Consider the following 23,772-nt stretch of genomic DNA (forward strand, 5'->3'; position numbering starts at 1 on the left):
GTCCTGGATCAGGACCCGGGGCGACGGGCGTACCGGGCCGGTGGCCACGTTCGGCCGACCGGACCACGTTCGCGACCCGCTGCCCCGGAGGGCCGGTCGGCCGCCGCACGGTATCCGGCGGCGCGGCGCCACGATCCGGCAGCCTTCTCGACGACACCGGGTGCAAACGGGTGTGCACCCATTTCGGGGATCACATCTGCGACAACCGGCGGCTCAGGTCAGGGCAGCGGGCAGCCCGGACCGGTTGCGGCGGCGGGAGCGGCTAACCTCACTGCCGTGACAGACCAGCAGCCTCACCAGTTCGAACGTGGCACAGACGGTCCGAAAGTGATCGTCGCAGGCCTCGACGGGTCCGATTCCTCGATGCGCGCCGCCGCGTACGCCGCCGGGCTGGCGCGTCGGCAGAATGCCATGCTCGCCCTCGTCTATGTCCAGCCGGTGATGCCCGCGGGTGCCGCGCTCGGCGCACCGGTCGCCGACACGACCGGCGAGGTCGCAGAGAGCCTGGTCAGCGAGATCAGGGCGGCCACGGAGCGGCTCAAGGACATATGGGATGTGCGCTGGGAGTTCCACACCTTCCGCGGTGATCCGTACAACGGCCTGGTCACCGCGGCAGACGAGCTGAAGGCGGATGCCGTTGTGGTGGGCGCGTCGGAGTCGGCGGGACACCGGTTCATCGGATCGGTGGCGATCCGGCTGGTGAAGGCGGGGCGCTGGCCCGTCACCGTCGTTCCGTGAACGGTGGGCAGCGTCGGGACGGGCCCCGCCTCCGGGTCCGTCAGGCGTTCTTCTCGATGGACTTCTGGAACTCACTGGCCATCTGGCCCAGGCCCTGCGAGCGCCACTCGGTCCAGAACGGCTTCCACTCGCCGGTCTTCCTGCGGCCGCTGACGATGTCGTTGACCAGGTCCGTGGCCTCGGTCGACATGCGCCCGTAGTGCTCGGTGTACGCGTCGGAGTAGTGACCGACCGTCGGGTTGGCAATGGCGGTTTCGGTGAGCTTCTGCTCGACGGCGTAAATATCCTTCACGTCCTGCGGGCCATGGGATCCGGCAAACGTGGAAGGGAGCAGTGCGAACGGGGCGGTGGTCGCGGTGGCCAGTCCGCTGTAGAGCCCCTCGACCTGCTGTTTCCCCCGCTCGGTGCGCTGCGGGAAGCCCTGCTTGTCGTAGGTGAAGTCGGCGCCCTCGGTGCCGAATTCCAGCAGTTCGCGCTCCTTGGTACCGAAGGGCGCGGCCAGGTAGTCGAGGACGCCGAGCAGCATCCGTACCCGCTCCTCGCTGCCCTTCTTGACGGCGGTGTAGCCGATGGTGCCCAGGTGGTAGTGGTGGTTGGGCTGCCGGCCGCCCGCGGCGAACGGGGTCAGGATCTCGGCGGCCAGCGAGGGGTCGTTGGTACGGAGGTTGGCACGGGCGCCGGACGGGTTGGCGAACACCGCGGCGCCGATGGAGCCCTGGGCCATCTTCAGATAGGCGTCGGCCATCTTCGGGTCGCCGGGGTAGAAGACGCCGGTCTTCTTGAGCTTCAGTACGAAGTCCAGCGCCGCCAGGTACTCGTCGGTCTCCTGCCAGAAGGTGAGTGAGCCGTCCTTGTTCTGCCGCCACTTGTTCGGGGCTCCGAAGCACTGGCTCATCACGCTGACGGCGTTGACGTAAATCGGTTCCAGCGCCCAGACCTTGCCGCCGGTGACCTCCTTGCACTTGGCCAGGAACTCGTCGGGGTTGGCGGCGGACAGGCCGCCCGCCTTCTCCCAGACGTCGGGGTTGCCGCCATAGACCTGGCCGAACGCGGGGTAGGGACTGGGCGCACCCCAGATCTTGCCGTTGACCACGGCAGTCTTCCAGTGTGCGGGGGTCATCGCGGCGAGGTTCGGGTAGTCCTTGACCGCGTCGCCCGAGACGTAGTCGGTGATGTCGGCGCACTTGGATTCCAGCAGCTGGGCGACGTGCTGGATGCCCTGGTTGGGCGGTATCCACATCAGGTCGGGCAGGTCGCCGCCGGCGACAGTGACCGAGAACTTCTCGTCGTATCCGGGGTCGGTGCCCAGGATGGCGGAGAGATCGACACCGAGAGCCTTGTTGACCTTCTGCCAGTGCTCGTTGGAACCCTTGGGGAGCGGCGGCTGGGTCCAGATCTCGGTGAGCAGGGTGACCTTCGAACCGTCGCCGGGGGCCTTCGGGACGCTCTGGATCAGCTCCTTGGGGTACGAGAGGTAGCCCGCGGAGAGCCCTTTCGCGTTGGGCGGCAGATCGGGCTTGATGCTGCTGTTGGGAACGTACGAGGGAAGCTTCACCTTCCCCGAGGCTGCTTCGCCCTTGGCGGTGGTGGAGGAGCCGCAGCCGGCGAGCGTGGTGGCGGCTCCTGCGGCGACGGCGGTGCTCAGGCCGAGGAAGGTGCGTCGGGACATGCCTGTCATAGGGAATCTCCGCAACGGGGTGAGAAGGGTGGGGACAGATGAGCGGGCGTGGGTCAGCCCTTGATGGCTCCGGTGAGTACGCCCTTGGTGAAGTACTTCTGCAGGAACGGGTAGAGCAGCAGAATCGGGATCAGCGCGAGCATCACGACCGCCATGGAGATCGACTGCTGGGGCGGCAGATGGGCCACGCCGAGCTGGTCGGCCGCCATCTGCTTGTTCTGCACCACATAGGTGCGCAGCAGCAGCTGGATGGGCCATTTGCCGGAGTCGTTGAGGTAGAGCATCGCGTTGAAGAAGGCATTCCAGTACGTCACCGCGTAGAAGAGCCCGACGACGGCGATGACGCCCTTGGACAGCGGCAGCACGATCCGGGTGAGGATCCGCCAGTCGCCCGCCCCGTCGATCCGGGCGGCCTGGTACAGCTCCTCGGGGATGTTCATGAAGAACGCCCTCATCACCACCAGGTTGAAGGCGTTGACCAGGCCCGGCAGGATCAGCGCCCAGTACGAGTCGAGCAGCCCGAGCTCCTTGACCAGGACGTACATCGGGATCATGCCGGGGGCGAAGAGCAGGGTGAACAGGACGAGCAGCAGCACGGGCTTGCTGCCGGGGACGCCGCGCTTGCTCAGCGCATAGGCCAGGGCGATGGTCGTCAGCAGGGAGAGCGCTGTGCCGATGCCGGTGATCAGGACGCTGACCGTGACGGCGCGGGTGACCAGTCCGCCCGAGAGGATGGTGCGGTACGCCTGCAGGGTGGGCTGGGTCGGGAAGAGTACGAATCCTCCGGCTGCTGTGACCTCCTCACGGGAGGCGAGGCTGGTGGAGAGGACGACCAGGAACGGCACGGTCATCACAGCCACGATGATCGTGAGGACAACGGCCTTGGCAGCCGAGCCCAGCCGGGTCGGCGGCTCCTCCCAGGCGGCCCTGCGGTCGGCGGGCCGGGGCTTCAGCAGGGGCAGTCCGATGGTCATTTGCTGTACACCCCTTGCTCTCCGAATGCATGGGCGAGCCGGTTGGCGCCCCAGATCATCAGTGCGCCGACCACGCCCTTGACCAGGCCGGCGACGGCGCCGATGCCCCAGTCGCCGTAGACCACGCCGTGGTAGTACACGTAGGTGTCGAGAACCTCGGAGGCCCGGGCGCCGACCGCGTCGCGCTGGAGGAGGAACTGCTCGAAACCGACGGACAGTACGTCGCCGAGGCGCAGTACCAGCAGCATGATCGTGACGCCGCGGACGGCGGGCAGGGTGACGTGCCACATGCGCCGCCAGGGTCCGGCACCGTCCACGGCAGCCGACTCGTACAGACTCTGGTCGACGTTGGCGAGCGCCGCCAGATAGATGATCATGCCCCAGCCGATGTCCTTCCAGATCACCTGTGCGGTGATCAGCATGGGGAAGGTGCCGGGATCGGTCATCACGTCGAGGGCCGAGAGCCCGTGGTCACGGAGGAAGTTGCTGATGAGTCCCGCGCCGCCGAGCACCTGCTGGAAGAGGGCGACGACCAGCACCCAGGAGATGAAGTGCGGGAGGTAGACGACGCTCTGCACGAATTTCTTCACGCGGCTGCTGACGAGGCTGTTGATGAGCAGCGCGAGGGCCAGCGGGGCGGGGAAGAAGAAGATCAGCTGCAGCGCGGCGAAGGCCAGGGTGTTGCGTACGGACTCCCAGAACGCCGGGTCGGAGAAGAGCTCCTGGAAGTTGGCCAGGCCCACCCAGGGGCTGCCCTTGAAGCCGATGAACGGCTGGTAGTCCTGGAACGCAACGATGTTGCCCAGCATCGGCACGTAGAAGAAGACGGCGAAGAAGAGCAGGCCCGGGGCCATCAGGGCGAGCATCACCCAGTTGTTCCGCAGCCGGACCCGCAGCGGTACGCGGCGCAGCGGGGGCCGGCCGGTCTTCGCCTTGGACGCTGGAGGGGACGCGGCCCGGGGGCTGCGCGTTGTTGCAGGGGATGTCACACGTACTCCCTTGCCTGACGACACGACGAATTTAGAAACCAACTTTCGGAAAAGGGTGGCCACATCATCGAAGCGTCGACCCGGTACGTCAACAGCCAATCGCTCCTATGGAGTTGGACTTTTCTGCACCGTGTTCTCGATATGTTCCAGTACCAGCCGAGCTGCCCCGATCGCAGTTGACTCCTCGCCGAGCGAGGAGTTCCGGACATTCGGCGCGTTCGGGCAGAGAGCGGCGAGTGACGCGCCGAACGGCTCGCTGAGCAGCGCTCCGGCCCGGGAGATTCCGCCGCCGAGCACGACCAGCTCGGGATCCAGGGCTGCGACATGGGGCGCCAGGCATGCGGCGAGCGACTCGGCGAAGGCGCGCAGCGCGTACCGTGCGCCGCCGTCCCCGGCCGCCGCCGCCTCGACCACGGCGCGGGCGGCGCTGTCCCGGGTGGGCAGCTCGGCGCCCTGGTGTCCGGCAGCCCAGTCCAGCAGCCGCCGGTAGGCCGCCGACCAGCCTTCCGGGGGCAGCAGTTCGCCCGCCGCACCACCGTGACCCCGGTGCAGCCGCCCGTGCAGCCACAGGCCTATGCCGGGGCGGTTGCCGACGTAGAGGTAGATGGCGTCCCGGACCCCGACGGCCACTCCCCCGGCGCATTCGGCGAAGGTCGCCAGCTGGATGTCGTTGCCCACCAGTACCGGGCCCGGGGCGCTGTCCGCGAGCTCGCTCCCGAGGTCGAGTCCGGTCCAGCCGGGCAGCGCGGTGCTCCGTATCACCCGGCCCGCGAGGTCCACCATGCCGCTGGTGCCGATGCCGGTGGCCAGTGGGCGCACCCCGGCGCTCTCCGGCCGGGCCAGGCACGCGTCGATCGCCCCTCGGACGGTGTCCAGCCGTTCCCTGGCGGCCATGGTGGGGGTGACGGTGACCCGTTCCGAGGCGACGGTGCGGCCGAGCAGGTCCACGGCCTGCACCAGCACCTTGTGCGCCCCGATGTCCACACCGATGACATGGCCCGCCTCGGCCCGGAACCGGAAGCGGCGGGCCGGACGGCCCACGGAACCGCTGCTGGCCCGCAGCTCCACCAATCGGCCCTCGCGCAGCAGCTGAGCCGTGAGGTCCTGGGCGGTCGGCCGGGACACCCCGATCAGCCCGGCGAGTTCCGGCACGGTGACCTCGTCGCGCTCGCGCATCACCCGCAGGGCAGCGGCCGTGTTCAGCCGGCGCAGCAGCGAGGCGTCCCCACCCCGGTCCATGGCGTCTCCCTTGACAGCGTGATCGTCAGATCTCCATGGTGTCCCATGGCAATTCAGCAACTTACCTAATAAATTGCGCCCTTGAGGGAGTGCGAACATGGGTGAGCAGGGCCATCCCGAGCTGCAGTGCGGGCTCGGTTCATGGGACAGCGACATGTACGGCAATCACCGGATCCTGGTGCGCGCCCCATCGGGCGGCCCCGTCTTCGGGGCGGAACTGCCTTGGCGGCGCAGGGATCCGGACCCCGGGGCGGTGGACGTCCTGGTCCTCGCTCCGTCCGGCCGCCGGGTACGGAACACGGTCCGGATCGAGGTGACGGCTGAGCGCGGCCGGATCGCGTTCGAGCCGGTGGAGGGTCCGGGCGACTACGCCGTGCACTATCTGCCGTACGCGCACACGGGCCGTCCTCACTATCCACAGGCCGCCTACCGGCATCCCACGCCGACCGCGGACCCCGACTGGGTGCACCGTTGCGGGCTGCACCGGCCGGACGGGATCTGGGCTTCGCTGCCGCGCGCGGAGGCGTTCCGGTACGAAGCCGTGAGCGCCGTCGACTCCTTCGCCCCACTGGGGTTCGCAGCCACGGACGACGAGTGTGCGGCGCTGACCGAGGCGCATCCGGACGAGCCGTTCCTGCTGTTCGGCGAGGACCGCGACCATCCGCTGGGCCGGTACGACCGGCTGCCCGCCCCCTGGGCCCGCGCCGTGCCGTCCGCCCCGTTCACGGGTGCGGCGTCACGCGGCGAGTTCTATGTGCTGCAGGCCGGGGTGTACGCGGTGGAGGAGCTGACGGAGCTCCGTACCGAAGTCCGCGGGCTGCCGTTCCCGGTCCGGTCTCTCAGCGCGGGCGGCACCGACGCACGCGGGGAGCCGTTCGAGAACCGGATCGATGTCGGCGCGGGGCATGTCCACGCGCTCTGGTTCGGCCTGGACATCCCGGAGGCTGCCGAACCCGGCACGTACGAGGGCGAGATCGCCGTACGCGCCCACGGCACCGGGGAGCGGGTGCTGCCGCTGCGGATCACCGTCGGTCCGCAGACCGTTGCCGACCACGGCGCCGGGGACCCCGTCCGGCTGGCCCGGCTGCGCTGGCTGGACTCGACGCTCGGCCAGGACGACGAGATCGTCCCGCCGTTCACCCCGGTGAAGATGGCCGGGCACCGCCTGGAGATCCTCGGCCGGGCGGTGGAGATCGGCCCCGCCGGGTTGCCGCAGCGGCTCACCTCCTCGTTCACCTCCGGGGTGACGGGCACGGACGGTCCGGAACGCGATCTGCTCTCCGGACCGGTCGCGTTCACGGTCGGCCAGCCGCTCGATCACGGGCCGCTGAGGCTCGACCGGACCGGACCGGCGCGCGGCTGCTGGTCCTGCGAGGCCACCGGCCCGGGCATCCGACTTCGCACCGAAGGAGCGTTGGAGGCCGACGGCTTCCTCGTCGTACGGACGACTGTCGAGGCGCTCGACGAGCTCGCCCTCGACGTGCGCCTGGACGTGCCGGTCCGGGCGGAGATCGCCCGGTACGCGATGGGTCTCGGGCTGCCGGGGCAGGTCTGCCCGGAGACGTACGACTGGCAGTGGAACACCCCTGCCCACAACCAGGACGCGCTCTGGCTCGGCTCCCCCGCGGCTGGTGTCCAGCTCTCGCTGCGCGACGAGCACTACGCAAGGCCGCTCAACACCAACTACTACCGCGAGAAGCCTCTGGTCACGCCTCGCTCCTGGGCCGGTGACGGCAGCGGCGGGGTCCGGCTGCGCACCGAGGACGGTGTGCGGACGGTGAGCGCGTACAGCGGCCCGCTCAGGATGGCCGCCGGGGAGAGCCGCTGCTTCGAACTGCGGCTGCTGCTCACCCCGTTCAAGCCGATCAAGCCCGGACTCCAGCTCGCCGAGCGCTACTTCCACGCGTACGCGACCCCCGCCGAGGTGGCCGCGTACGGTGCGAACGTCGTCAACATCCATCACGCGACGCCGCCCAACCCGTACATCAACGACCCGCTGCTTGCCGCCGATGTACTGCGGGACTACACCACCGAGGCACACCGGCTCGGCATCCGCGTGAAGGTGTACGACACCGTGCGCGAACTGACCCGGCACAACCCGGAGCTGCCTGCCCTCGCCTCACTGGGCAGCGAGGTCCTGGCGCCGGGGCCGGGCGGCGGACACGCCTGGCTGCGCGAGCACCTGGGCACGGACTACGTCCCCGGCTGGGTGGCCCCCGACGTCGCCGATGTGGCTGTCGTGACCTCGGGCGACTCGCGCTGGCACAACTCCTATGTGTGCGGCATCGACCGGCTCCGCCGGCGGATCGGGGTCGACGGACTCTACCTCGACGACGTGGCGTACGACCGGACCACCATGAAGCGGGTCCGCAAGACACTGGCCCGGTCCGGCGACACCGCGCCGCTGATCGATCTGCACTCCTGCAACCAGTACCGGGAGCCGGACGGCTTCGCGTCCAGCGCCAATCTGTACGCGGAGCTGATGCCGTACACCGACCGGCTCTGGCTGGGCGAGCTGTTCGACTACGAGGGAACCGACCCCGCGTACTGGCTGGTGGAGCTCTCCGGGATTCCGTTCGGGCTGATGGGCGAGATGCTGGAGGGTGGCGGCAACCCGTGGCGGGGCCTGGTCTTCGGGATGACGGCGCGCGCCCCGATGACCGATGTCCGGCCACTGTGGCGGGCCTTCGACGCACTGCGGCTGCCAGAGGCCGGGTTCACCGGATGGTGGGCGGACGAACAGCCCGTGGCGACCGGCCGCGACGATGTCCTCGCCTCCAGCTGGCAGGGACCGGGCGGGACGGCGACCGCGGTCGCTTCGTGGGCGGCGACTCCGGTGGAGTGCGTGCTGACCGGCTCCGGCGACCCGGTTGCAGCGTACGCACCCGCGATCGAGGGCTTCCAGCCGGAACGCTCGTTCGCGGCGGGCGAGCCCGTCCCGGTGGCGCCGGGCCGGGGGTGGCTGCTGTCCGTACAGCCGTCCGCACCCCGCTGACCGCCGGTGGCCCCGCACTCGGCCACACCGCACGCCCGGCCGAGTGCGGGGTCGCGCACAGCACGGCGCCCGCTCGTGTCCGTTCACCGCCCGTCCGACCGTTCACCGCACCATTCGCCGCTCCGTGCGACCGCTCGTCGCACGCCTCGGTGCATCTGCTGTTCGTCGTGGCCCCGATGCGTTCGTATACGGCGCAGGCAGCGGCGAGGCAGCAGGGGCTCCCGCAGGAAAGGGGCGTTCACCATGACCACGACGACCGATGAGCGGACCCTCGCGGAGTTGCAGCGCGAACACGGTCCCGCGCTCATCCACTTCCTGCTCGGTCTGACCTTCGGCGACCGGCAGCGCGCCGAGGATCTACTCCAGGAGACGCTCGTACGCGCCTGGCAGCACCCCGAGGCGTTCGACAGTCCGCACGAATCGATGCGGCCCTGGCTCTTCACCGTCGCCCGGCGGCTGGCGATCGATGCGCGCAGGTCCCGCCAGGCCCGGCCGACCGAGGTCAGCGACCTCGTACTGGAGAGCGCCCCGGGCCGGGAGGACACGGCGGAGGCGACCGTCGCCGTGCTCGATGTCCGCGAGGCGGTACGGACGCTCAGCCCGGAACACCGTGCGGTGCTGGTCCAGATCTACTTCCGCGGGCTGAGCGTGGGCGAGACGGCGCAGGTGCTGGGCATACCGGCGGGCACGGTCAAGTCCCGTTCCTACTACGCGCTGCGTCTGCTCTCCCGCAACCTGCCCGGCTACTCCAGCAGGTCCTCCTCGCTCAGCAGGCCGAGCAGCGACGCCGTCTCCGCGACCTCCACATAGTCGGCGGCGCATCCGTCGCAGCCCTGCAGATGCCGCGAGACCCGCCGGGCCTCCCCGTCGGTGAGCGCATCGAGCACATACGCGCCGAGCAATTGCCGCATGTGCGGTCCCTCCCCGGGATCGGCGGTCATCGCAACCTCATGTCTGTAACGGATCGGGTCGGACGGATCCTGCCCTTCTGGCCACGCGGGGCGCGCTCCCCCGGTTCAATGCTGCGTGTGGCCCGGTGCCGAGATGAGGAAGAGGCGAGACGGGATGCGTCCGGAACGTACGGATGGAACCAGCGGGGGCGGGCTGCTGGTCCCGATGGCCTGGATGTACGCCGAGTACATCGCCGATGAACTGCTGCGGACCGGCGACCTGATGGAGCCGTCGACGCTGGAGTACCGCGCGGGGCGCGAGGCGCTCGCCCTGACCATCTTCCTCTGCGACGGGGCGGTGGACGATGCCCTGCCCGCGACCCGGATGGACGAACTGCGGCTGCTGACGGCGTACGGGAGCGCCTGGCGCCGCTGGGTCTGCGAACGGCTCGGCGCGGCGGCCCCGGTCCTCTCGCCGGACGGCGGCCGGAGTGTTCCGGATCCCGATCTGGCGCTGGCCCGCCGTGCATGGCGGTGGCTGGACGAGACCGAGCTGCTCGCGGCCGATCTCGACGCGATCGGGCCGCCGCCGTGGGAGCCGCTCGGCACCGAGGACGACGAGGAGTGGGCGCAGGCGTCGGCCCAGGTGTGGACGCCCGCCTGGCAGCTGGGGCTGCCACTGGGGCATCTGGCGATCCATCTCCACTGAGCACCGCTCCTCACGAACCGTGCACCCCGGCGCGGTACTTCGGCAGCCGCACCGTGATCTTCATCCCGGCGCCGATGCCCGTCTCGATGACGAGCCCGTAGTCGTCGCCGTACACCTGGCGGAGCCGCTCGTCGACGTTGAGCAGTCCGATGCCGGTGGAGTGTCCTCCTTCGCCGCGCAGGATGTGCCGCAGCCGTTCCGGGTCCATTCCGATGCCGTCGTCCTCGATGACGACTTCTGCCTCCGAGCCCGCGTCCAGCGCGCTGATGGTGATGCGGCTGCGGGTGACGGCGCCTTCGAGTCCGTGCTTGACGGCATTCTCGACCAGAGGCTGGAGGCACAGAAACGGCAGGGCGACGGGCAGGACCTCGGGGGCGACCTGGAGGGTGACAGCGAGCCGCTCACCGAAGCGGGCCCGGACGAGGGCCAGATACTGGTCGATGGAGTGCAGCTCGTCGGCGAGAGTGGTGAAGTCGCCGTGGCTGCGGAACGAGTAGCGGGTGAAGTCGGCGAACTCCAGCAGCAGTTCGCGAGCCTGCTCGGGGTCGGTGCGGACGAACGAGGCGATGGCGGCGAGGGAGTTGAAGATGAAGTGCGGGGATATCTGGGCACGCAGGGCCCTGATCTCGGCCTCGATGAGCTGCGTGCGGGACCGGTCGAGTTCGGCGAGTTCGAGCTGTACGCAGACCCAGCGGGCCACCTCTCCGGCCGCCCTGGCCAGGACCGCCGACTCGCGCGGGGCGTAGGCGATCAGGGTGCCGAGGACACGGTGGTCCACGGTCAACGGCACGGCGACGGCCCAGCGCAGCGGGCAGTCGAGGTCGTCGCAGTCGCTGTGGAAGGCGGTGTCGCGGCCGTTGGCGAGAAGCCCCTGCACCTGGTCCATGACATGTCTGCCGTGGTGGTCGCCCTCACCGTCCCAGACGAGGACCCGGTCCCGGTCGGTGAGACAGAGTGCGTCGGTGCCGAGCAGGGAACGCAGTCTGCGGGCTGCCTTGCGGGCGCTCTCCTCGGTGAGTCCGGCGCGCAGCGGGGGCGCGGCGAGCGAGGCGGTGTGCAGCGTCTCGAAGGTGGCGTGCTCGACGGGGGTACCGACGTCGCTGGGGCGGACGGGACGGGCGGTGCGGCGGCCGAGCAGGAACCCGGTGCCGAGCAGGAGGAGCACGAGCAGGACGAGGACGGCGTATGCGGGCCCTGTCATCGGTGTCTCCCGGGTATCAAGGCCTCCGGCAGATGGAAGCGGGTCATCGCGGCATTCGTGCCGGACGGTATGCGACCGGGCGTGGCGAGCGACACCAGGACCATCGCGAGAAAACCGACCGGCACCGACCAGACGGCGGGCCAGGCGAGCAGGGTGTGCGGCCAGCCGGGCGGGCGCACCGCACCGCTGACGGTGATCGCGACGGACAGGAACGCGGAGCCGCCGCCGAGCACCAGTCCGGCGATCGCGCCCGGCGGGGTGAGGCGTCGCCACCAGATGCCGAGGACCAGCAGCGGGCAGAAAGACGATGCCGATACGGCGAACGCCATCCCAACGGAGTCCGCCACCGGCACCCGGCTGACCATGAGCGAGCCGGCCAGTGGCACACACATGGCGAGAAGGGTGGCCAGCCGGAAGTGCCGGACACCGCGCGAGGGCAGGACGTCCTGGGTGATGACGCCGGCGACGGCCATCGTGAGTCCGGATGCGGTCGACAGGAACGCGGCGAAGGCGCCGCCGGCGATGAGTGCGCCGAGCAGGTCCCCGCCGAGCCCGCCGACGACGCGTTCGGGCAGCAGCAGCACGGCGGCGTCCGCGTCCCCGCCGTGGATCAGCTCGGGGGCGTACAGCCTGCCCAGTGCCCCGTAGACGGGCGGCAGCAGGTAGAACACGCCGATCAGAGCGAGGACGGCGACGGTGGTTCGGCGGGCGTCGCGGCCGTTCGGGCTGGTGTAGAAGCGGACGACGACGTGCGGCAGCCCCATCGTTCCGAGGAACGTCGCGATGATCAGCCCGTAGGTCGCGTAGAGCGGATGGTCGGCCCGGAAGACGGACAGCTGCTCGTCGAAGGTGACCCGTGGCCGCCCGTCGCCCTGCCAGGCCAGCACCAGGAAGATCGCAGGGACCAGAAGCGCCGTCAGTTTCAGCCAGTACTGGAAGACCTGGACGAAGGTGATGGACCGCATGCCGCCCGCCGCGACGGCGACCACGACGACGGATGCGACGAGCACATCGCCGAGCCAGCCGGGCGCCCCGGTCAGGATCTTCAGGGTGAGCCCGGCACCCTGGAGCTGCGGTACGAGGTAGAGCCAGCCCGCCCCCACGACGAGCACGCTCACCAGCCTGCGCACCTGCCGCGATTCGAGCCGCCCCTCCGCGAAGTCGGGCAGGGTGTACGCACCCGAGCGGCGCAGCGGCGCAGCGACGAAGACCAGCAGCACCAGATAGCCGGCGGTGTAGCCGACCGGGTACCAGAGCATGTCGGGGCCGTGCACGAGCACCAGGCCGGCAATGCCGAGGAAGGAGGCCGCGGAGAGGTACTCGCCGCTGATCGCGGCGGCGTTGAGCCGCGGGCGTACGGTGCGGGAGGCGACGTAGAAGTCCGAGGTGGTACGGGAGATGCGCAGTCCGAAACCGCCGACGAGGGCGGTGGCGAGAACGACGGCGGCGACGGACACCACCGCGTACGTGCGGCTCACTGTGCGGGGCGGCCTTCCACGAGCCGGGCGAAGTCGCGCTCGTTGCGCTCGGCCCGCCGCACGTACCACCAGGCGATCAGAGTCAGCGGCGGGTAGGCGGCGAAGCCGAGGACCGTCCAGACCACGGCGGCGCTGTGCAACGCCGCGAAGACCAGCGGCAGCGTGCCGGCGACGACGGCGAGGACGGTGAACGCGGTGAGTCCGGCCCGCAGCTGGCTACGCATGAGCGAGCGGACGTAGGCGCCGCCGAGCGCGGTCTGCTCGTCGATCTCCGACTGGGTGCGGTAGCGGGGCAGCGGGCGCACACGCCGGGGCTCCCCCGTCACCACTTCACGCCGGGGCGTCGACTCTGCGGACATGGGCTCGGAGTGTACGCAGCCGGGAACCTCTCTGGGAAGGTTTCGGACCTGGGTAGTCCCTGGTCAGCGGCCGGTCTGCCGCATGAGCAGATCGCGCAGGGCGCGGGCGTGGCGGCGGCTCACGGCAAGCGATGCGGTGCCGATGCGGACGCTCATGCTGCCCGCGTCGAGCCGCAGTTCGTCGATCCGGCCGAGGGCGACGAGGTGGCGGCGGTGAATGCGTACGAAGCCGCGCGAGCGCCAGCGTTCTTCGAGGGTGGTGAGGGGAATCCGGACGAGATGGCTGCCGCCCGCGGTGTGCAGCCGGGCGTAGTCGCCCTGCGCCTCCGCGTACGCGATGTCGTCGACCGGGATGAACCGGATCACTCCGCCCAGTTCGACGGCTATCTGGTCGGCTGCGGTGTCCTGGAGGGAAGCGGAGCGGCCGCCGACCTGTTCGGCGACCCGGCGGACGGCTTCGGCGAGGCGTTCGCGGCGGACGGGCTTGAGGACGTAGTCCACGGCCTTGAGGTCGAAGGCGTGGACGGCGAACCCTTCGTGGGCCGTGACGAAGACGATGAGCGGGGGCGCTGCGAACCCGGCCAGCAGCTGGGCGACATCGAGGCCGGTGAGGCCCGCCATGTGAATGTCGAGGAAGACGACGTCGATGGCGGACGGGTCGTCCGGACCGGCGTCGACGGCGCTGCCGATGCGGCGCAGCGCCTCGGTGGCCCCGGTGGCGCCTTCGGCGCTGCGGATGCGGGGGTCGGCGCGCAGGAGGTAGAGCAGCTCCTCCAGGGCGGGTGCTTCGTCGTCGACGGCGAGTACGCGCAGCATGAGGCCGGAGTGTAGAGCGTGTCCGGAGGTGTTGGCTTGAGACCGACCGGCACATGCGGGGGGTGGGGGTGATTCACGGGCGAGTTCTGTTCGAGATACGCGCGGCGGACGGGCGGCAGCTGCTGGAACTCACCCGCTGAACTGCCCTATTTGAGAAGTCGGGAGAGACGACGGTCGGCCAGTGGCCTGCCGCCGGTCTGACAGGTCGGGCAGTACTGGAGCGAGAAGTCGCTGAACGAGACCTCCCGGATGATGTCCCCGCAGACGGGGCACGGTTCGCCCGTGCGGCCGTGGACACGCAGCCCGCTCTTCTTCTCCGCCTTGAGCTTGCCCGCCGCCACTCCGCTGGAGCGTGCGACGGCGTCGGGGAGGACGGTGCGCAGGGCCGTGTACAGCCGGGTGATGTCGTCGTCGGTGAGGGTCGCGGCGAGTGTGAACGGGGACATCTTCGCGGCGTGCAGGATCTCGTCGCTGTAGGCGTTGCCGATGCCCGCGATCAGGGACTGGTCGCGGAGGGCGCCCTTGATCCGCCGCCGCTCCCCGGCGAGCAGCGCGGCGAACGTGTCCCGGTCGAAGGAGGCGTCGAGCGGGTCGGGTCCGAGGCGGGCGATGCCGGGCACCTCTGCGGGGTCGTGCACGAGGTACACGGCGAGGCGTTTGGTCGTACCCGCCTCGGTGAGGTCGAAGCCGTCCCCGCCGGTGAGTACGGTACGCAGCGCCAGGGGTCCCTTGCCGGGGCGCGGCGGGGCGGCAGGGAAACTGTCCTTCCAGTGCAGCCAGCCCGCCCGGGCCAGATGGGTGATCAGATGCAGCGGGCCGACGCCGATGTCCAGGAACTTGCCGCGCCGGGCGATGCCGGTGACGGTGCCGCCCTCCAGAGCAGTGAGCGGTGGGTCGTACGTCTTCAGCACGCTGACCGCGAGCGGCAGGACGCGGGCGATCTCCTTGCCGGTCAGGTTCTCGTCGAGAAAGACCCGCAGCGCCTCGACCTCCGGTAGTTCGGGCATGGGTCCCAGGATGCCGCAGCCCGCCGGCCCCTGCCACCGCCGTCAGAGGCCGTAGGTCCGCTCCGCGGTGGTCGCGAAGACCGCCGACCGCTCGTCCGCGCCCAGTCCGTCGGTGAGGGCGCGTGCGGCGTCGACGACCTCCGCATAGCTCGCCGCGAGCCGGCAGACCGGCCAGTCGGAGCCGAACATCAGGCGGTCGGGCCCGAAGGCGTCGAGGACGGTGTCGGCGTACGGGCGGAGGTCGTCGACCGTCCAGGAGCGCCAGTCGGCCTCGGTCACCAGGCCGGAGAGTTTGCAGACGGTGTTGGGTCGGTCGGCCAGCGCCCGGATGTCCTCCGCCCAGGGGTGCAGGCTCCGGGTGGCGATGGACGGCTTGCCCGCATGGTCGAGCACGAAGGTGAGTTCCGGCAGCAGCGCGGCGGCCCTGACGGTGGCGGGCAGCTGGTGGGACTGGACGACCAGGTCGTAGACGAGTCCGGCGGCGGCCACGGCGGACAGTCCGCGCTGCACCTCGGGGCGCAGCAGCCACTCGGGGTCGGGTTCGCCCTGGACCTGGTGGCGGATGGCTACGAGCCGGTCGCCACCGGGGAGTTCGCGCAGGGCGGCGAGGGTGTCGGCAATCCCGGGCGCGGTGAGGTCGGTCCAGCCGACGACGCCCGCGACGAGGTCGTTGCCGTCGGCGAGGGCGAGGAACTCCGGGGTCTCCTCGGGGACGGTGACGGTCTGGACGAGGACCGTGGCGTGCACCCCGGCGGCGCGGGCCTCGGGCTCCAGGTCGGCCAGGGTGAAGGTGCGCCGGAGCGGGGCCAGTTCCTCGCCGGTGATCCACTCCTGGTCGCGTACCGACAGGTCCCACACGTGGTGGTGGGCGTCGACAATCCGTTGCGGGCCGGTCATGTCACAGCTCCCAGGCGACGGGGAGACCGGCTTCGACGCCGTCCGACGAGTAGTCGTGCGCCACGTCGAGGAGTTCGTCCATCCGGGCCTGCCAGGCCATGTTGACGGGCAGCTGCTCGAGTTCGGCGAGAAGCCGGGCGTAGTCCTCGCACTCGATGACGTGGAACAGCTCGGTGCCGCTGCGCCAGATCGTCCAGGAGGTGGCGCCCGCGGCGCGGATCACCGCCGTGAGCTCCGTGGGGACTTCGCGGTGCGCCGCCTCGTACTCCTCGATGCGGTCGGCGCGGACCTTGGTGTGCAGGGCGATTCTCATGGCCGGTGTCCGTCCTCGGTGAGCAGGCCCTCGGCGCGCAGTTCGTCCCAGAGGGCGGCGGGGACCTCGCGGGAGAGCAGCTCGGCGGCGTCGCGTATCTCGTCGGGCGAGCGGGTGCCGACGAGCACCGTGGCGACCGCGTGGTGGGCGAGCGGGTAGTGCAGGGCGGCGGCGCGCAGTGGCACGCCGTGGCCTTCGGCGACGGCCTTGATGCGCAGGGCCCGGTCGAGAAGGGTCAGCGGGGCGGCCGTGTAGTCGTAGGTCGCACCGGGGCGCGGGTCGGCAAGCAGCCCGGAGTTGAAGACTCCGCCGACGACGACGCTGCGGCCGCGTGCGGTCGCCTCGGGCAGCAGCTCGGCAAGCGCGGACTGGTCGAGGAGGGTGTAGCGCCCCGCGCAGAGGACGGTGTCCACATCGGTGTCGCGGAGGAAGCGGGTGAGCATCGCGGTCTGGTTCATGCCCGCGCCGATGGCTCCGACGACGCCTTCCGAGCGCAGCTTCTCCAGGGCCGGATAGGCCTCGCGGAAGGCGGCCTCGGCGTGGTCGTCCGGGTCGTGCAGATAGGCGATGTCGATGCGGTCGAGACCGAGCCGTTCGAGGCTGTCCTCGATGCTGCGGCGTACACCGTCGGCGCTGAAGTCCCAGCGACGACGGTGGGTGGCGGGCACGGCGAAGCCTTCGGAGAGGCCGTCGTACGACGTGATCGGGTCGGCCGGGAGGGGATCGAGTAGCCGGCCGACCTTGGTGGAGACCACGTACGAGTCGCGCGGCCGGTGACGCAGGGCCGCGCCCAGCCTGCGTTCGGAGAGGCCGAGCCCGTAGTGCGGTGCCGTGTCGAAGTAGCGGATGCCCTCGTCCCAGGCGGCGTCCACGGCGGCGGCGGCCTGGGCGGGGTCGACCTCACGGAAGAGGTTGCCGATGGCGGCCGCCCCGAAGGACAGCTCGGTCACCTCGACCGCACTCGTTCCCAGCCTGTTTCGCCGCATGCCGCTGCCGTCCTCACCGATGATCGTTAATTCCTGCCTGACGAATATTCATCGGATCACTTGAACGCGTCAACACCCTCGGCCTCACGAAATGCCGCACGACCACTAAAATCTGTCCGATCTATCGGGACCTCTGGGAGGGTTGACCGACCGGGAGCAGATCGAGCAGCTCGCGCAGCTCGTCCTCGGCGCATCGGGCCAGCCGCTCCAGGTCGGGGACCGCCTTGCCGTCCGCCACCAAGCCGATCTGCACCCGGCCGCCGTACGTGGACAGGGCGATGGCCAGTGACTGCCCGCGCGCCAGCGGCGCCATCGGGTAGACGGCCCGCAGCGGGCAGCCGCCCAGCGAGAGCGCCGAGCGCGGCAGGGGCACGCTCGTGACCAGCACGTCGAAGAGCATCCTGGCGGCGCTGCCGGCGAGCGGGGCGCCGAATCGGTGGGCCAGTGAGGGCAGTTGATCGGCGAGCACCGCGACGGCACCGGCACCCCGCAGTGGTCCTGCGGCCTTGTTGCGGTCCATGGCAGTGCGAACGGTGCGCAGTCGCTCCCACGGGTCGGACTCGGAGACGGGGAGTCCGAGCAGATAGGCGGAGAGCCGGTTCCCGGAGGTCGCGCCGGTGCCAGGCCTGCGCCGGGAGACCGGGACGAGGGCGCGCGGGTCGGCGACGGGCAGCCGCTCGCCGCGCTCCACCATCCACCGGCGGAGCGCTCCGGCGACGACGCCGAGCAGGACGTCGTTGGTGGTCCCGCCCACGATCCGGCGGATCCGGCGGACGGACTCGCCGTCCAACTCCGCGGTGGCCAGCCGACGGGTGCCGCTGGAGATCGCGGTGAGCGCGGGGGCGCCGCGCAGATCGAGGCGGCTGGCCCACACGACGGAAGCACCGACCCCGAACGCCCGCGATAGGTCCTCGAGCCGGCCCAGCGCGAATCCGGCCACCTGGCGCGGCCCCGGCATCCACGAGCGGGGCGGGACCGGGCGCGCCCGGCGGGCGCTCACACCGCCGCGGGCGCGGGCTCCGAGGGAGGCGATCTCGTCGAAGATCCCGGCACCGATGGCGACGGCGCGCATGCCGTCGGCGAGCGCGTGATGCAGCTTGACGAGCACGGCGAAGGGCCCCTCGTCCGCGCCGGAGATGACGTACATCTCCCAGGGCGGCAGCCCCCGCTCGAGCGGCCGCTCCATGAGCTCACCGGCGAGCCGGGTGGCCCCGGCCATGAAGCCGCCGTCCGGCGACTCGTCGTCCCGGGGCAGCAGCACGCGCTGGACGTGCCGACAGACGTCGAAGTCCTTGTCGACGGACCAGGCGGCGCCGCCGACCGGCAGCAGGACGTCCCGTACGCGCATCCGCAGCCGGGGGATCGCCGCGGCGCGGGCGCCGAGCAGCTCCACCACGGTGTCCGCGGTGACGCCCGGCGCCGGGGCGGGCGCCGGCGAGAAGACGGCGAGTGCACCGAGGTGCATGGGGTGCGCATCGGTTTCGAGGTGCCAGAAAGCCAGATCGAGAGGTGCCAGTAGTTCAGTGCCCAACGGGTCCTCATGTCATCGAAGGCAAAGATTGCCGGAGTCAACGACTGCCGCAGTCGCAGTCAATCGCTCGCGATCCGTTACGGTCAAGTACTGACATGTTACTTTCTGTTACTACCTGGTAGTACGCATCGCCTTCATCGGCGTCAACTATGGCGATGTCTCGGGACGATGAACTCGCACCACACGCACTTGCCGCTGCCGCGGGATTCCACGCCCCAGGCGTCCGCCAGCCGGTCCACCACCAGCAGCCCACGCCCGGACACGCCGGACTCCCCCGCGTCCCGAGGGCGCGGCAGCGCGCTCGACCGGTCCTCGACGTCGACCCGCAGCCGCCGTTCGAGCCCGGCGAGCACCCGGATGGTGACGATCGCCCCGCCGTCGGTGTGGATCAGCGCATTGGTGATCAGTTCATCGGCGGCCAGCTCGACCTCGTCCGCCCGGCCCTTCGCGCCCCAGGCCCGCACCGCCGCCCGGATCATGTGCCGGGCCGAACACAGCGCCTCGGGATCGTTCTGGGCGACATGCTGCCGGAGCCGGCCGCCCGGCTGCGGTGCGTGGGTGGCTTCGCGGCGCAGCAGCAGGACCGCCACGTCGTCCTCGCCGCCCCGCTCGTCGACCGTCTCGCACAGCTGGTCGGCCAGCTGCTGAAGGTCCTGCGACCCGTTCCGGATCACGGAGGTCAGCAATTGCACGCCCTCGTCGAGATCGGCCCCCGGCAGCTCCACCAGGCCGTCGGTGTAGAGCACCACCGTCTGACCGGGGTCCAGCTCGACGGTGCTGACCGGGTATTCGAGCCGGCCGAACTCGGCCGAGAGCCCCAACGGCAGCCCTCCCTCGGCGGGGAGCCTGCGGCAGCTGCCGTCGACGTCGCGTACCAGCGGCTCGACATGCCCCGCCCGAACGAGCTGCACCACCCCGGTGCTCAGGTCGACCTCGGCGTAGGTGCAGGTCGCGAAGCGGTCGGTGTCGAGCTCATGGAGGAAGACGGAGGCGCGGGCCATGACGGTGGCAGGGCTGTGCCCCTCGGCGGCGTAGGCACGCAGGACGATGCGCAGCTGTCCCATCACCGCAGCCGCGTCCGTGTCGTGGCCCTGGACGTCGCCGATGACGGCGCCCACCCGGCCACCGGGCAGCGTAATGACGTCGTACCAGTCGCCCCCGATGTCCCGTCCCAGCCTCGCCGAGCGGTACCGGACAGCGATCTGGGCGCCCGGAACATCCGGGACCCGGCGCGGCAGCATGGCCTGCTGGAGCCCCTGGGCGAGGTCGTGCTCCTGCTCGTAGAGCATGGCCCGCTGCAGGCTCTGGGCGATGGAGCTGCCGAGGGCGACCAGCAGATTGCGTTCGTCGCCGGTGAAGCCGTCCTTGTCGCTGTAGAGGAGTCCGAGGGCGCCGATGGGGCGGGCCTGGGCGATCAGCGGCAGATAGGCGGCGCAGGTGATGCCGAGATCACCGATGTGCGGCCACAGGATCGGGTACGAGGTGGCGAAGTCCTCGGCGGACTCGATGAAGCGGGGCGCGAGGGTGCGGACCACTTCGCTCATCGGGTACGGCTCGTCCGTACGGGTGTACCGGGTGCCCGACACGAAGGCCTCTTCCGGCCCGTCGGCCACCAGATGGATACGCCCGGCCTCGATCAACCCCATGACGAGGCCGGTTGCTCCGAGCAGGGCCAGCCCCTGCGAGTTCTTGAGTACGCCGATGACGTCCCTGACGGTGCGGGCGTGGGCCAGGGCGGCCGTGGTGCCCTCCACCAGCGTCGTGCGCCGGCGCCGTGCCTCGTCCTGCTCGTGGCGGACGGTGGAATCGGTCAGCTCCTGGGTGGCGTCCCTGACTATGCCGATGATCCGGCGCGGGCGGCCGGTCTCGTCACGGCGGATGAAGCCCTGGGTGTGGGTCCAGCGCATCGTGCCGTCGCGCCGAAGGATCCGGAAGTACGCGCCGTAGTTGCTCTCTCCGCTCTTGAGTGCCTGCGAGACCAGGGCATCGATGCGTACCCGTTCGTCCGGCGGCACGCGGAAGGAGAGGCTCTCCGGCCGGTTGTCGTATTCATCGGACCGCAGGTCGAACACGTCGAGCGCGGGCCGGTCCATGTGCATGAATCCGCTGTCGAGGTCCCAGTCGAAGCTGCCCATACGGTTCAGGGCGAGGCTGAGGTCCGGGTGGGCGGGCCAATCGACCGGGAGCGACAGGGCACCCACTACCCGACCATCCATGGGGGATACTTTGCCATTGATTGTCCGATTCTTCGAACGATCCCGTCCGACGGACGGCAGGCGGAATGCCTCCGAACGCGCTCATCGGAGGGCCATGCCGTTGAAGCGGAACGTCCACCCCCCTGGGCTCGTCCCAGTTGAATGACCAGGTCATCAGCCCGCTTCGGGGAACTACCAGCCGAACCCACTGGTGCGCCACTCCCGGCCGTCGGGTGTGATGGCGAGCGCCTCGTACCCCTCCAACGACTCCAGCCAGCCGCGCGCCCCACCGCCCATGGCGAACGCAGCCGTGGCGAAGGCGTCCGTCAGGGTCAGCGCCTGCCCCACCACCGTGATCGACACAAGGCCCAGGGCCGGGGTGCCGGTGTGCGGGTCGAGGATGTGCGCACCGCGTTCGGCCGTTCCGGAGGTGGCGACCGCCAGATCAGATCCGGACACGACGGTGGCCAGCGCCCCGCGGCGCAGAGGGTGGGCGATACCGATCCGCCAGGGGACGCCGGGGCGCGCCTCGCCGCGCAGCTGAAGGTCGCCGCCGCCGTTCACGCAGGTGTTGGTCGCGCCGCTCTCGTGCAGCAGCTGCGAGGCGGCCTCGACCGCCCACCCCTTGACCAGCCCGGAGGGGTCGAGGACCCCGCCCGGCGTGGCGCTGAACCAGCCGCGGCTGACCCGGGTGACATCGCCGCACAGGTCGAGGACCTCACGGACCTCCGCAGGCCAGGTGCCGGGCCCGGACTCGCCACGGCCCAGTCGGCTGATGGCGCTGTCCGGACGGTAGGTGGAGAACACCGCGTCGACGTGGTGCAGCCAGCGCACCGCATCGTCGAGGGCGCGGCGGATCGCAGGGGTGGGCCGGTCCCTGATGTCGAAGGAGAACACCGTGCCCATCACGTGCTCGACATGGCGCAGCGAGTGCGCGCGATCAGCCACCGGCCCGGTCCAATGCGCTCTGCAGGGACTCCATATAGCCCTGACTGGTGTAGCTGGCTCCGGAGACGGAGTCGATGTCCGCGCTCTGGGCACCGAGCGCCTCGCGGGTGAGCCGGGGCAGCGCGAACGCGGCGATCTCCCGGTCACGGCCGTTCTCATCGGGCGCCCGGAGCACCCGCACGGCGGTGAGCCTCCCCTTGGCGAGGGTGGCGGCGACCTGCACCGGTCCGTACCGGGTGTCCACCGGATCACCGTTGAACGTGCCTGTCGGGGCGGCTGCGCCGGTCGACGTAGGCGGGGAGACCGTGGTCGCCGGGCGTCTGCCCGCGTCGAGGAGACTTGGAGCCTGGTGCGGTTTCAGGGACAGCAGGGCCACGACCAGGGCACTGGTGCCGGTGGTGGCGAGAACGGCTCGGCGCATGGTGACTCTCCTCGGGGCACTCATCAGAACGCGAACGATTCGTGGTGGATGCGACGGCGCGGCACTCCGGCGTCGCGCAGGGCGCGGATCGCAGCCTCGGTCATGCCGGGCGGGCCGCAGAGGTAGACGTCGTGCGCGGCCAGGCCGGGGACCAGACGGCTGAGGGCGGGTGCGGTCAGTGGGGCATCTCCGTCGACGACGTAGTGGACCGTTGCGCGGCGGTGGGCGGCGATGGCATCGAGTTCGGCGCGCAGCGCCAGGTCCTCGGTCCGACGGGCGCGGTAGACGAGTGTCACCGGTCCGGGCAGCGTCTCGAACAGGGTCCGCAGCGGAGTGATGCCGACTCCGCCCGCCAGCAGGAGCACCTGGTGTGCGGTACGGCGGCGCGCGGTGAGGCCCCCGTACGGTCCCTCGGCCCAGACTCGGGTGCCGGGTGCGAGACGGGCGAGCGCGGCGCTGTGGGCGCCGCCGGCCTTGACGGTGATCCGCAGATGGCGGGGGTGGGCCGGCGCGGAGAGCGAGTACGGGTTGGCGGTCCACCACAGGCCCCGGGTGAGGAAGCGCCAGCGGAAGAACTGTCCCGGCTCGGCCCCCAGCTCGTCGAGGCGCTCGCCGGTGAGGTGTACAGAGACGACGCCGGGAGCTTCGGTGTGGACGGCGGTCACCGTCAGCCGGTGCCTCAGGCCGCGGCGTACCGGGACCGCGAACCGGTACCAGACGACCAAAGCAGCAGCACCCAGGTAGAGGGCGTACCACGCCAGCTGCGCGGATCGGTTGCCGACGAAGTCGGCGCCGTCGGAAAGCTGGTGTCCGAAGGCGAGGAAGATCGCCAGATAGGTGGCGAAGTGGAGGTAGTGCCAGGTCTCGTAGCTCATCCTGCGACGGGCGGCGCGGGCGGAGACGGCACCGGTGAGGAGGAGAAGCAGAAAGCCCGCGGTTCCCTTGAGGAGGTCCGGGTAGTGCAGGACCAGGTCGGAGGTCTGGCTCACCACGTCCGTGTGGGCGCTGAGCGTGTAGCCCCAGATGACGAGAAGGGTGTGGGCCAGGACCATGGAGATGGTCCATCGGCCGGCGGCGGCGTGCAGGCGCGCCAGCCGGTCGGTGCCGATGCTGTGGTCCAGCAGGGGGACGCGGGCCATCAGAACCACCAGGACCGCGCAGGCGTACCCGGCGAGCAGCCCGGTGATGCGCCCTGCGTTGGTCAGCCGGCCCGCGGCGCCGACGACGGCGGTTGTGTCGCTCCACCACAGGGCGAGGACGGCTGCGGCCCCCGCATAGATGACGGCGGACACCAGATGCGGGGCGACGCTGCGCGGCGGGCGGCGGTGTCGTGTGCCCTTGCTCGCGTACGGCGAGGCGGGGGCTGTGGTGGTCATGGGGGCTCCCCTCGTAAGGGACCGCTGGGGCG

Annotated in this window: 22 protein-coding genes; 4 read left to right on the forward strand and 18 right to left on the reverse strand. The window is 70.6% G+C overall.

What is annotated here, in order from left to right:
• Positions 1-276 precede the first annotated feature (276 nt).
• Complete coding sequence (locus ACNPQM_RS14695) at positions 277-738, forward strand: universal stress protein (protein WP_418084328.1); 462 nt, start codon at positions 277-279, stop codon at positions 736-738.
• A 40-nt stretch (positions 739-778) separates the two neighbouring features.
• On the opposite strand, the gene ACNPQM_RS14700 is transcribed toward ACNPQM_RS14695, so the two are convergent.
• The 4 genes from ACNPQM_RS14700 to ACNPQM_RS14715 form a co-directional block, all read right to left on the reverse strand.
• Positions 779-2,407, reverse strand: coding sequence for a hypothetical protein (locus ACNPQM_RS14700; RefSeq protein WP_418084329.1), 1,629 nt, complete (start codon positions 2,405-2,407; stop codon positions 779-781).
• A 62-nt stretch (positions 2,408-2,469) separates the two neighbouring features.
• The gene (locus tag ACNPQM_RS14705; protein ID WP_358861342.1) at positions 2,470-3,390 is read right to left on the reverse strand and encodes a carbohydrate ABC transporter permease; all 921 of its coding nucleotides are present in this window, start codon (positions 3,388-3,390) and stop codon (positions 2,470-2,472) included.
• Entirely contained in the window at positions 3,387-4,379 is a 993-nt protein-coding gene (locus ACNPQM_RS14710; RefSeq protein WP_418084330.1) for an ABC transporter permease, read from the reverse strand. The genes ACNPQM_RS14705 and ACNPQM_RS14710 overlap by 4 nt, the downstream gene beginning before the upstream one ends.
• A gap of 105 nt (positions 4,380-4,484) precedes the next feature.
• A complete protein-coding gene (locus tag ACNPQM_RS14715; protein WP_418084331.1) occupies positions 4,485-5,618 on the reverse strand; it encodes an ROK family protein in 1,134 nt (377 codons plus the stop codon).
• 97 nt (positions 5,619-5,715) lie between these two features.
• Between ACNPQM_RS14715 and ACNPQM_RS14720 the strand changes: the two genes are divergently transcribed.
• Positions 5,716-8,613 carry a glycoside hydrolase domain-containing protein gene (locus tag ACNPQM_RS14720; protein WP_418084332.1) on the forward strand — a complete coding sequence of 966 codons (2,898 nt, stop codon included), beginning with the start codon at positions 5,716-5,718 and terminating at the stop codon, positions 8,611-8,613.
• A 243-nt stretch (positions 8,614-8,856) separates the two neighbouring features.
• Positions 8,857-9,423, forward strand: coding sequence for a sigma-70 family RNA polymerase sigma factor (locus ACNPQM_RS14725; protein ID WP_358861339.1), 567 nt, complete (start codon positions 8,857-8,859; stop codon positions 9,421-9,423).
• On the opposite strand, the gene ACNPQM_RS14730 is transcribed toward ACNPQM_RS14725, so the two are convergent.
• Entirely contained in the window at positions 9,357-9,554 is a 198-nt protein-coding gene (locus tag ACNPQM_RS14730) for a zf-HC2 domain-containing protein (RefSeq protein ID WP_418084333.1), read from the reverse strand. The two genes, ACNPQM_RS14725 and ACNPQM_RS14730, sit on opposite strands and share 67 nt — an antisense overlap.
• Positions 9,555-9,678: 124 nt before the next feature.
• On the opposite strand from ACNPQM_RS14730, the gene ACNPQM_RS14735 reads away from it, so the two are divergent.
• Positions 9,679-10,212 carry a hypothetical protein gene (locus ACNPQM_RS14735; protein ID WP_418084421.1) on the forward strand — a complete coding sequence of 178 codons (534 nt, stop codon included), beginning with the start codon at positions 9,679-9,681 and terminating at the stop codon, positions 10,210-10,212.
• A gap of 10 nt (positions 10,213-10,222) precedes the next feature.
• On the opposite strand, the gene ACNPQM_RS14740 is transcribed toward ACNPQM_RS14735, so the two are convergent.
• The 13 genes from ACNPQM_RS14740 to ACNPQM_RS14800 form a co-directional block, all read right to left on the reverse strand.
• Entirely contained in the window at positions 10,223-11,413 is a 1,191-nt protein-coding gene (locus ACNPQM_RS14740) for a sensor histidine kinase (RefSeq protein ID WP_418084334.1), read from the reverse strand.
• A complete protein-coding gene (locus ACNPQM_RS14745) occupies positions 11,410-12,891 on the reverse strand; it encodes a cation acetate symporter (RefSeq protein WP_418084335.1) in 1,482 nt (493 codons plus the stop codon). Before ACNPQM_RS14745 ends, ACNPQM_RS14740 begins: the two co-directional genes overlap by 4 nt.
• Positions 12,888-13,250 (reverse strand): hypothetical protein, encoded by a 363-nt coding sequence (locus ACNPQM_RS14750; RefSeq protein WP_358861335.1) that lies wholly within the window; start codon positions 13,248-13,250, stop codon positions 12,888-12,890. Before ACNPQM_RS14750 ends, ACNPQM_RS14745 begins: the two co-directional genes overlap by 4 nt.
• A 63-nt stretch (positions 13,251-13,313) precedes the next feature.
• Positions 13,314-14,066 carry a LytR/AlgR family response regulator transcription factor gene (locus ACNPQM_RS14755; protein ID WP_358861334.1) on the reverse strand — a complete coding sequence of 251 codons (753 nt, stop codon included), beginning with the start codon at positions 14,064-14,066 and terminating at the stop codon, positions 13,314-13,316.
• A gap of 146 nt (positions 14,067-14,212) precedes the next feature.
• On the reverse strand, positions 14,213-15,073 hold the full coding sequence (locus ACNPQM_RS14760; RefSeq protein WP_418084336.1) for an Fpg/Nei family DNA glycosylase: 861 nt from the start codon (positions 15,071-15,073) through the stop codon (positions 14,213-14,215).
• Between the two features lie 42 nt (positions 15,074-15,115).
• Entirely contained in the window at positions 15,116-15,970 is an 855-nt protein-coding gene (locus ACNPQM_RS14765) for an amidohydrolase family protein (protein WP_358861332.1), read from the reverse strand.
• 1 nt (position 15,971) lies between these two features.
• Positions 15,972-16,283, reverse strand: coding sequence for an L-rhamnose mutarotase (locus tag ACNPQM_RS14770; RefSeq protein ID WP_418084337.1), 312 nt, complete (start codon positions 16,281-16,283; stop codon positions 15,972-15,974).
• Positions 16,280-17,269: an aldo/keto reductase gene (locus ACNPQM_RS14775; protein WP_418084338.1), complete on the reverse strand. Its 990-nt coding sequence runs from the start codon at positions 17,267-17,269 to the stop codon at positions 16,280-16,282. The genes ACNPQM_RS14770 and ACNPQM_RS14775 overlap by 4 nt, the downstream gene beginning before the upstream one ends.
• A 121-nt stretch (positions 17,270-17,390) precedes the next feature.
• Entirely contained in the window at positions 17,391-18,800 is a 1,410-nt protein-coding gene (locus tag ACNPQM_RS14780) for a wax ester/triacylglycerol synthase family O-acyltransferase (protein WP_418084339.1), read from the reverse strand.
• 143 nt (positions 18,801-18,943) lie between these two features.
• Positions 18,944-21,016, reverse strand: a complete 2,073-nt coding sequence (locus ACNPQM_RS14785) for a SpoIIE family protein phosphatase (RefSeq protein WP_418084340.1) — start codon at positions 21,014-21,016, stop codon at positions 18,944-18,946.
• Between the two features lie 171 nt (positions 21,017-21,187).
• The gene (locus tag ACNPQM_RS14790) at positions 21,188-21,901 is read right to left on the reverse strand and encodes an FAD:protein FMN transferase (protein WP_418084422.1); all 714 of its coding nucleotides are present in this window, start codon (positions 21,899-21,901) and stop codon (positions 21,188-21,190) included.
• A 34-nt stretch (positions 21,902-21,935) separates the two neighbouring features.
• Complete coding sequence (locus ACNPQM_RS14795; RefSeq protein WP_358861328.1) at positions 21,936-22,364, reverse strand: FMN-binding protein; 429 nt, start codon at positions 22,362-22,364, stop codon at positions 21,936-21,938.
• 23 nt (positions 22,365-22,387) lie between these two features.
• The gene (locus tag ACNPQM_RS14800) at positions 22,388-23,740 is read right to left on the reverse strand and encodes a ferric reductase-like transmembrane domain-containing protein (RefSeq protein WP_418084341.1); all 1,353 of its coding nucleotides are present in this window, start codon (positions 23,738-23,740) and stop codon (positions 22,388-22,390) included.
• Between the last annotated feature and the right edge of the window lie 32 nt (positions 23,741-23,772).

This window comes from Streptomyces sp. NPDC056231 (assembly GCF_048270745.1).
Classification (GTDB): Bacteria; Actinomycetota; Actinomycetes; order Streptomycetales; family Streptomycetaceae; genus Streptomyces.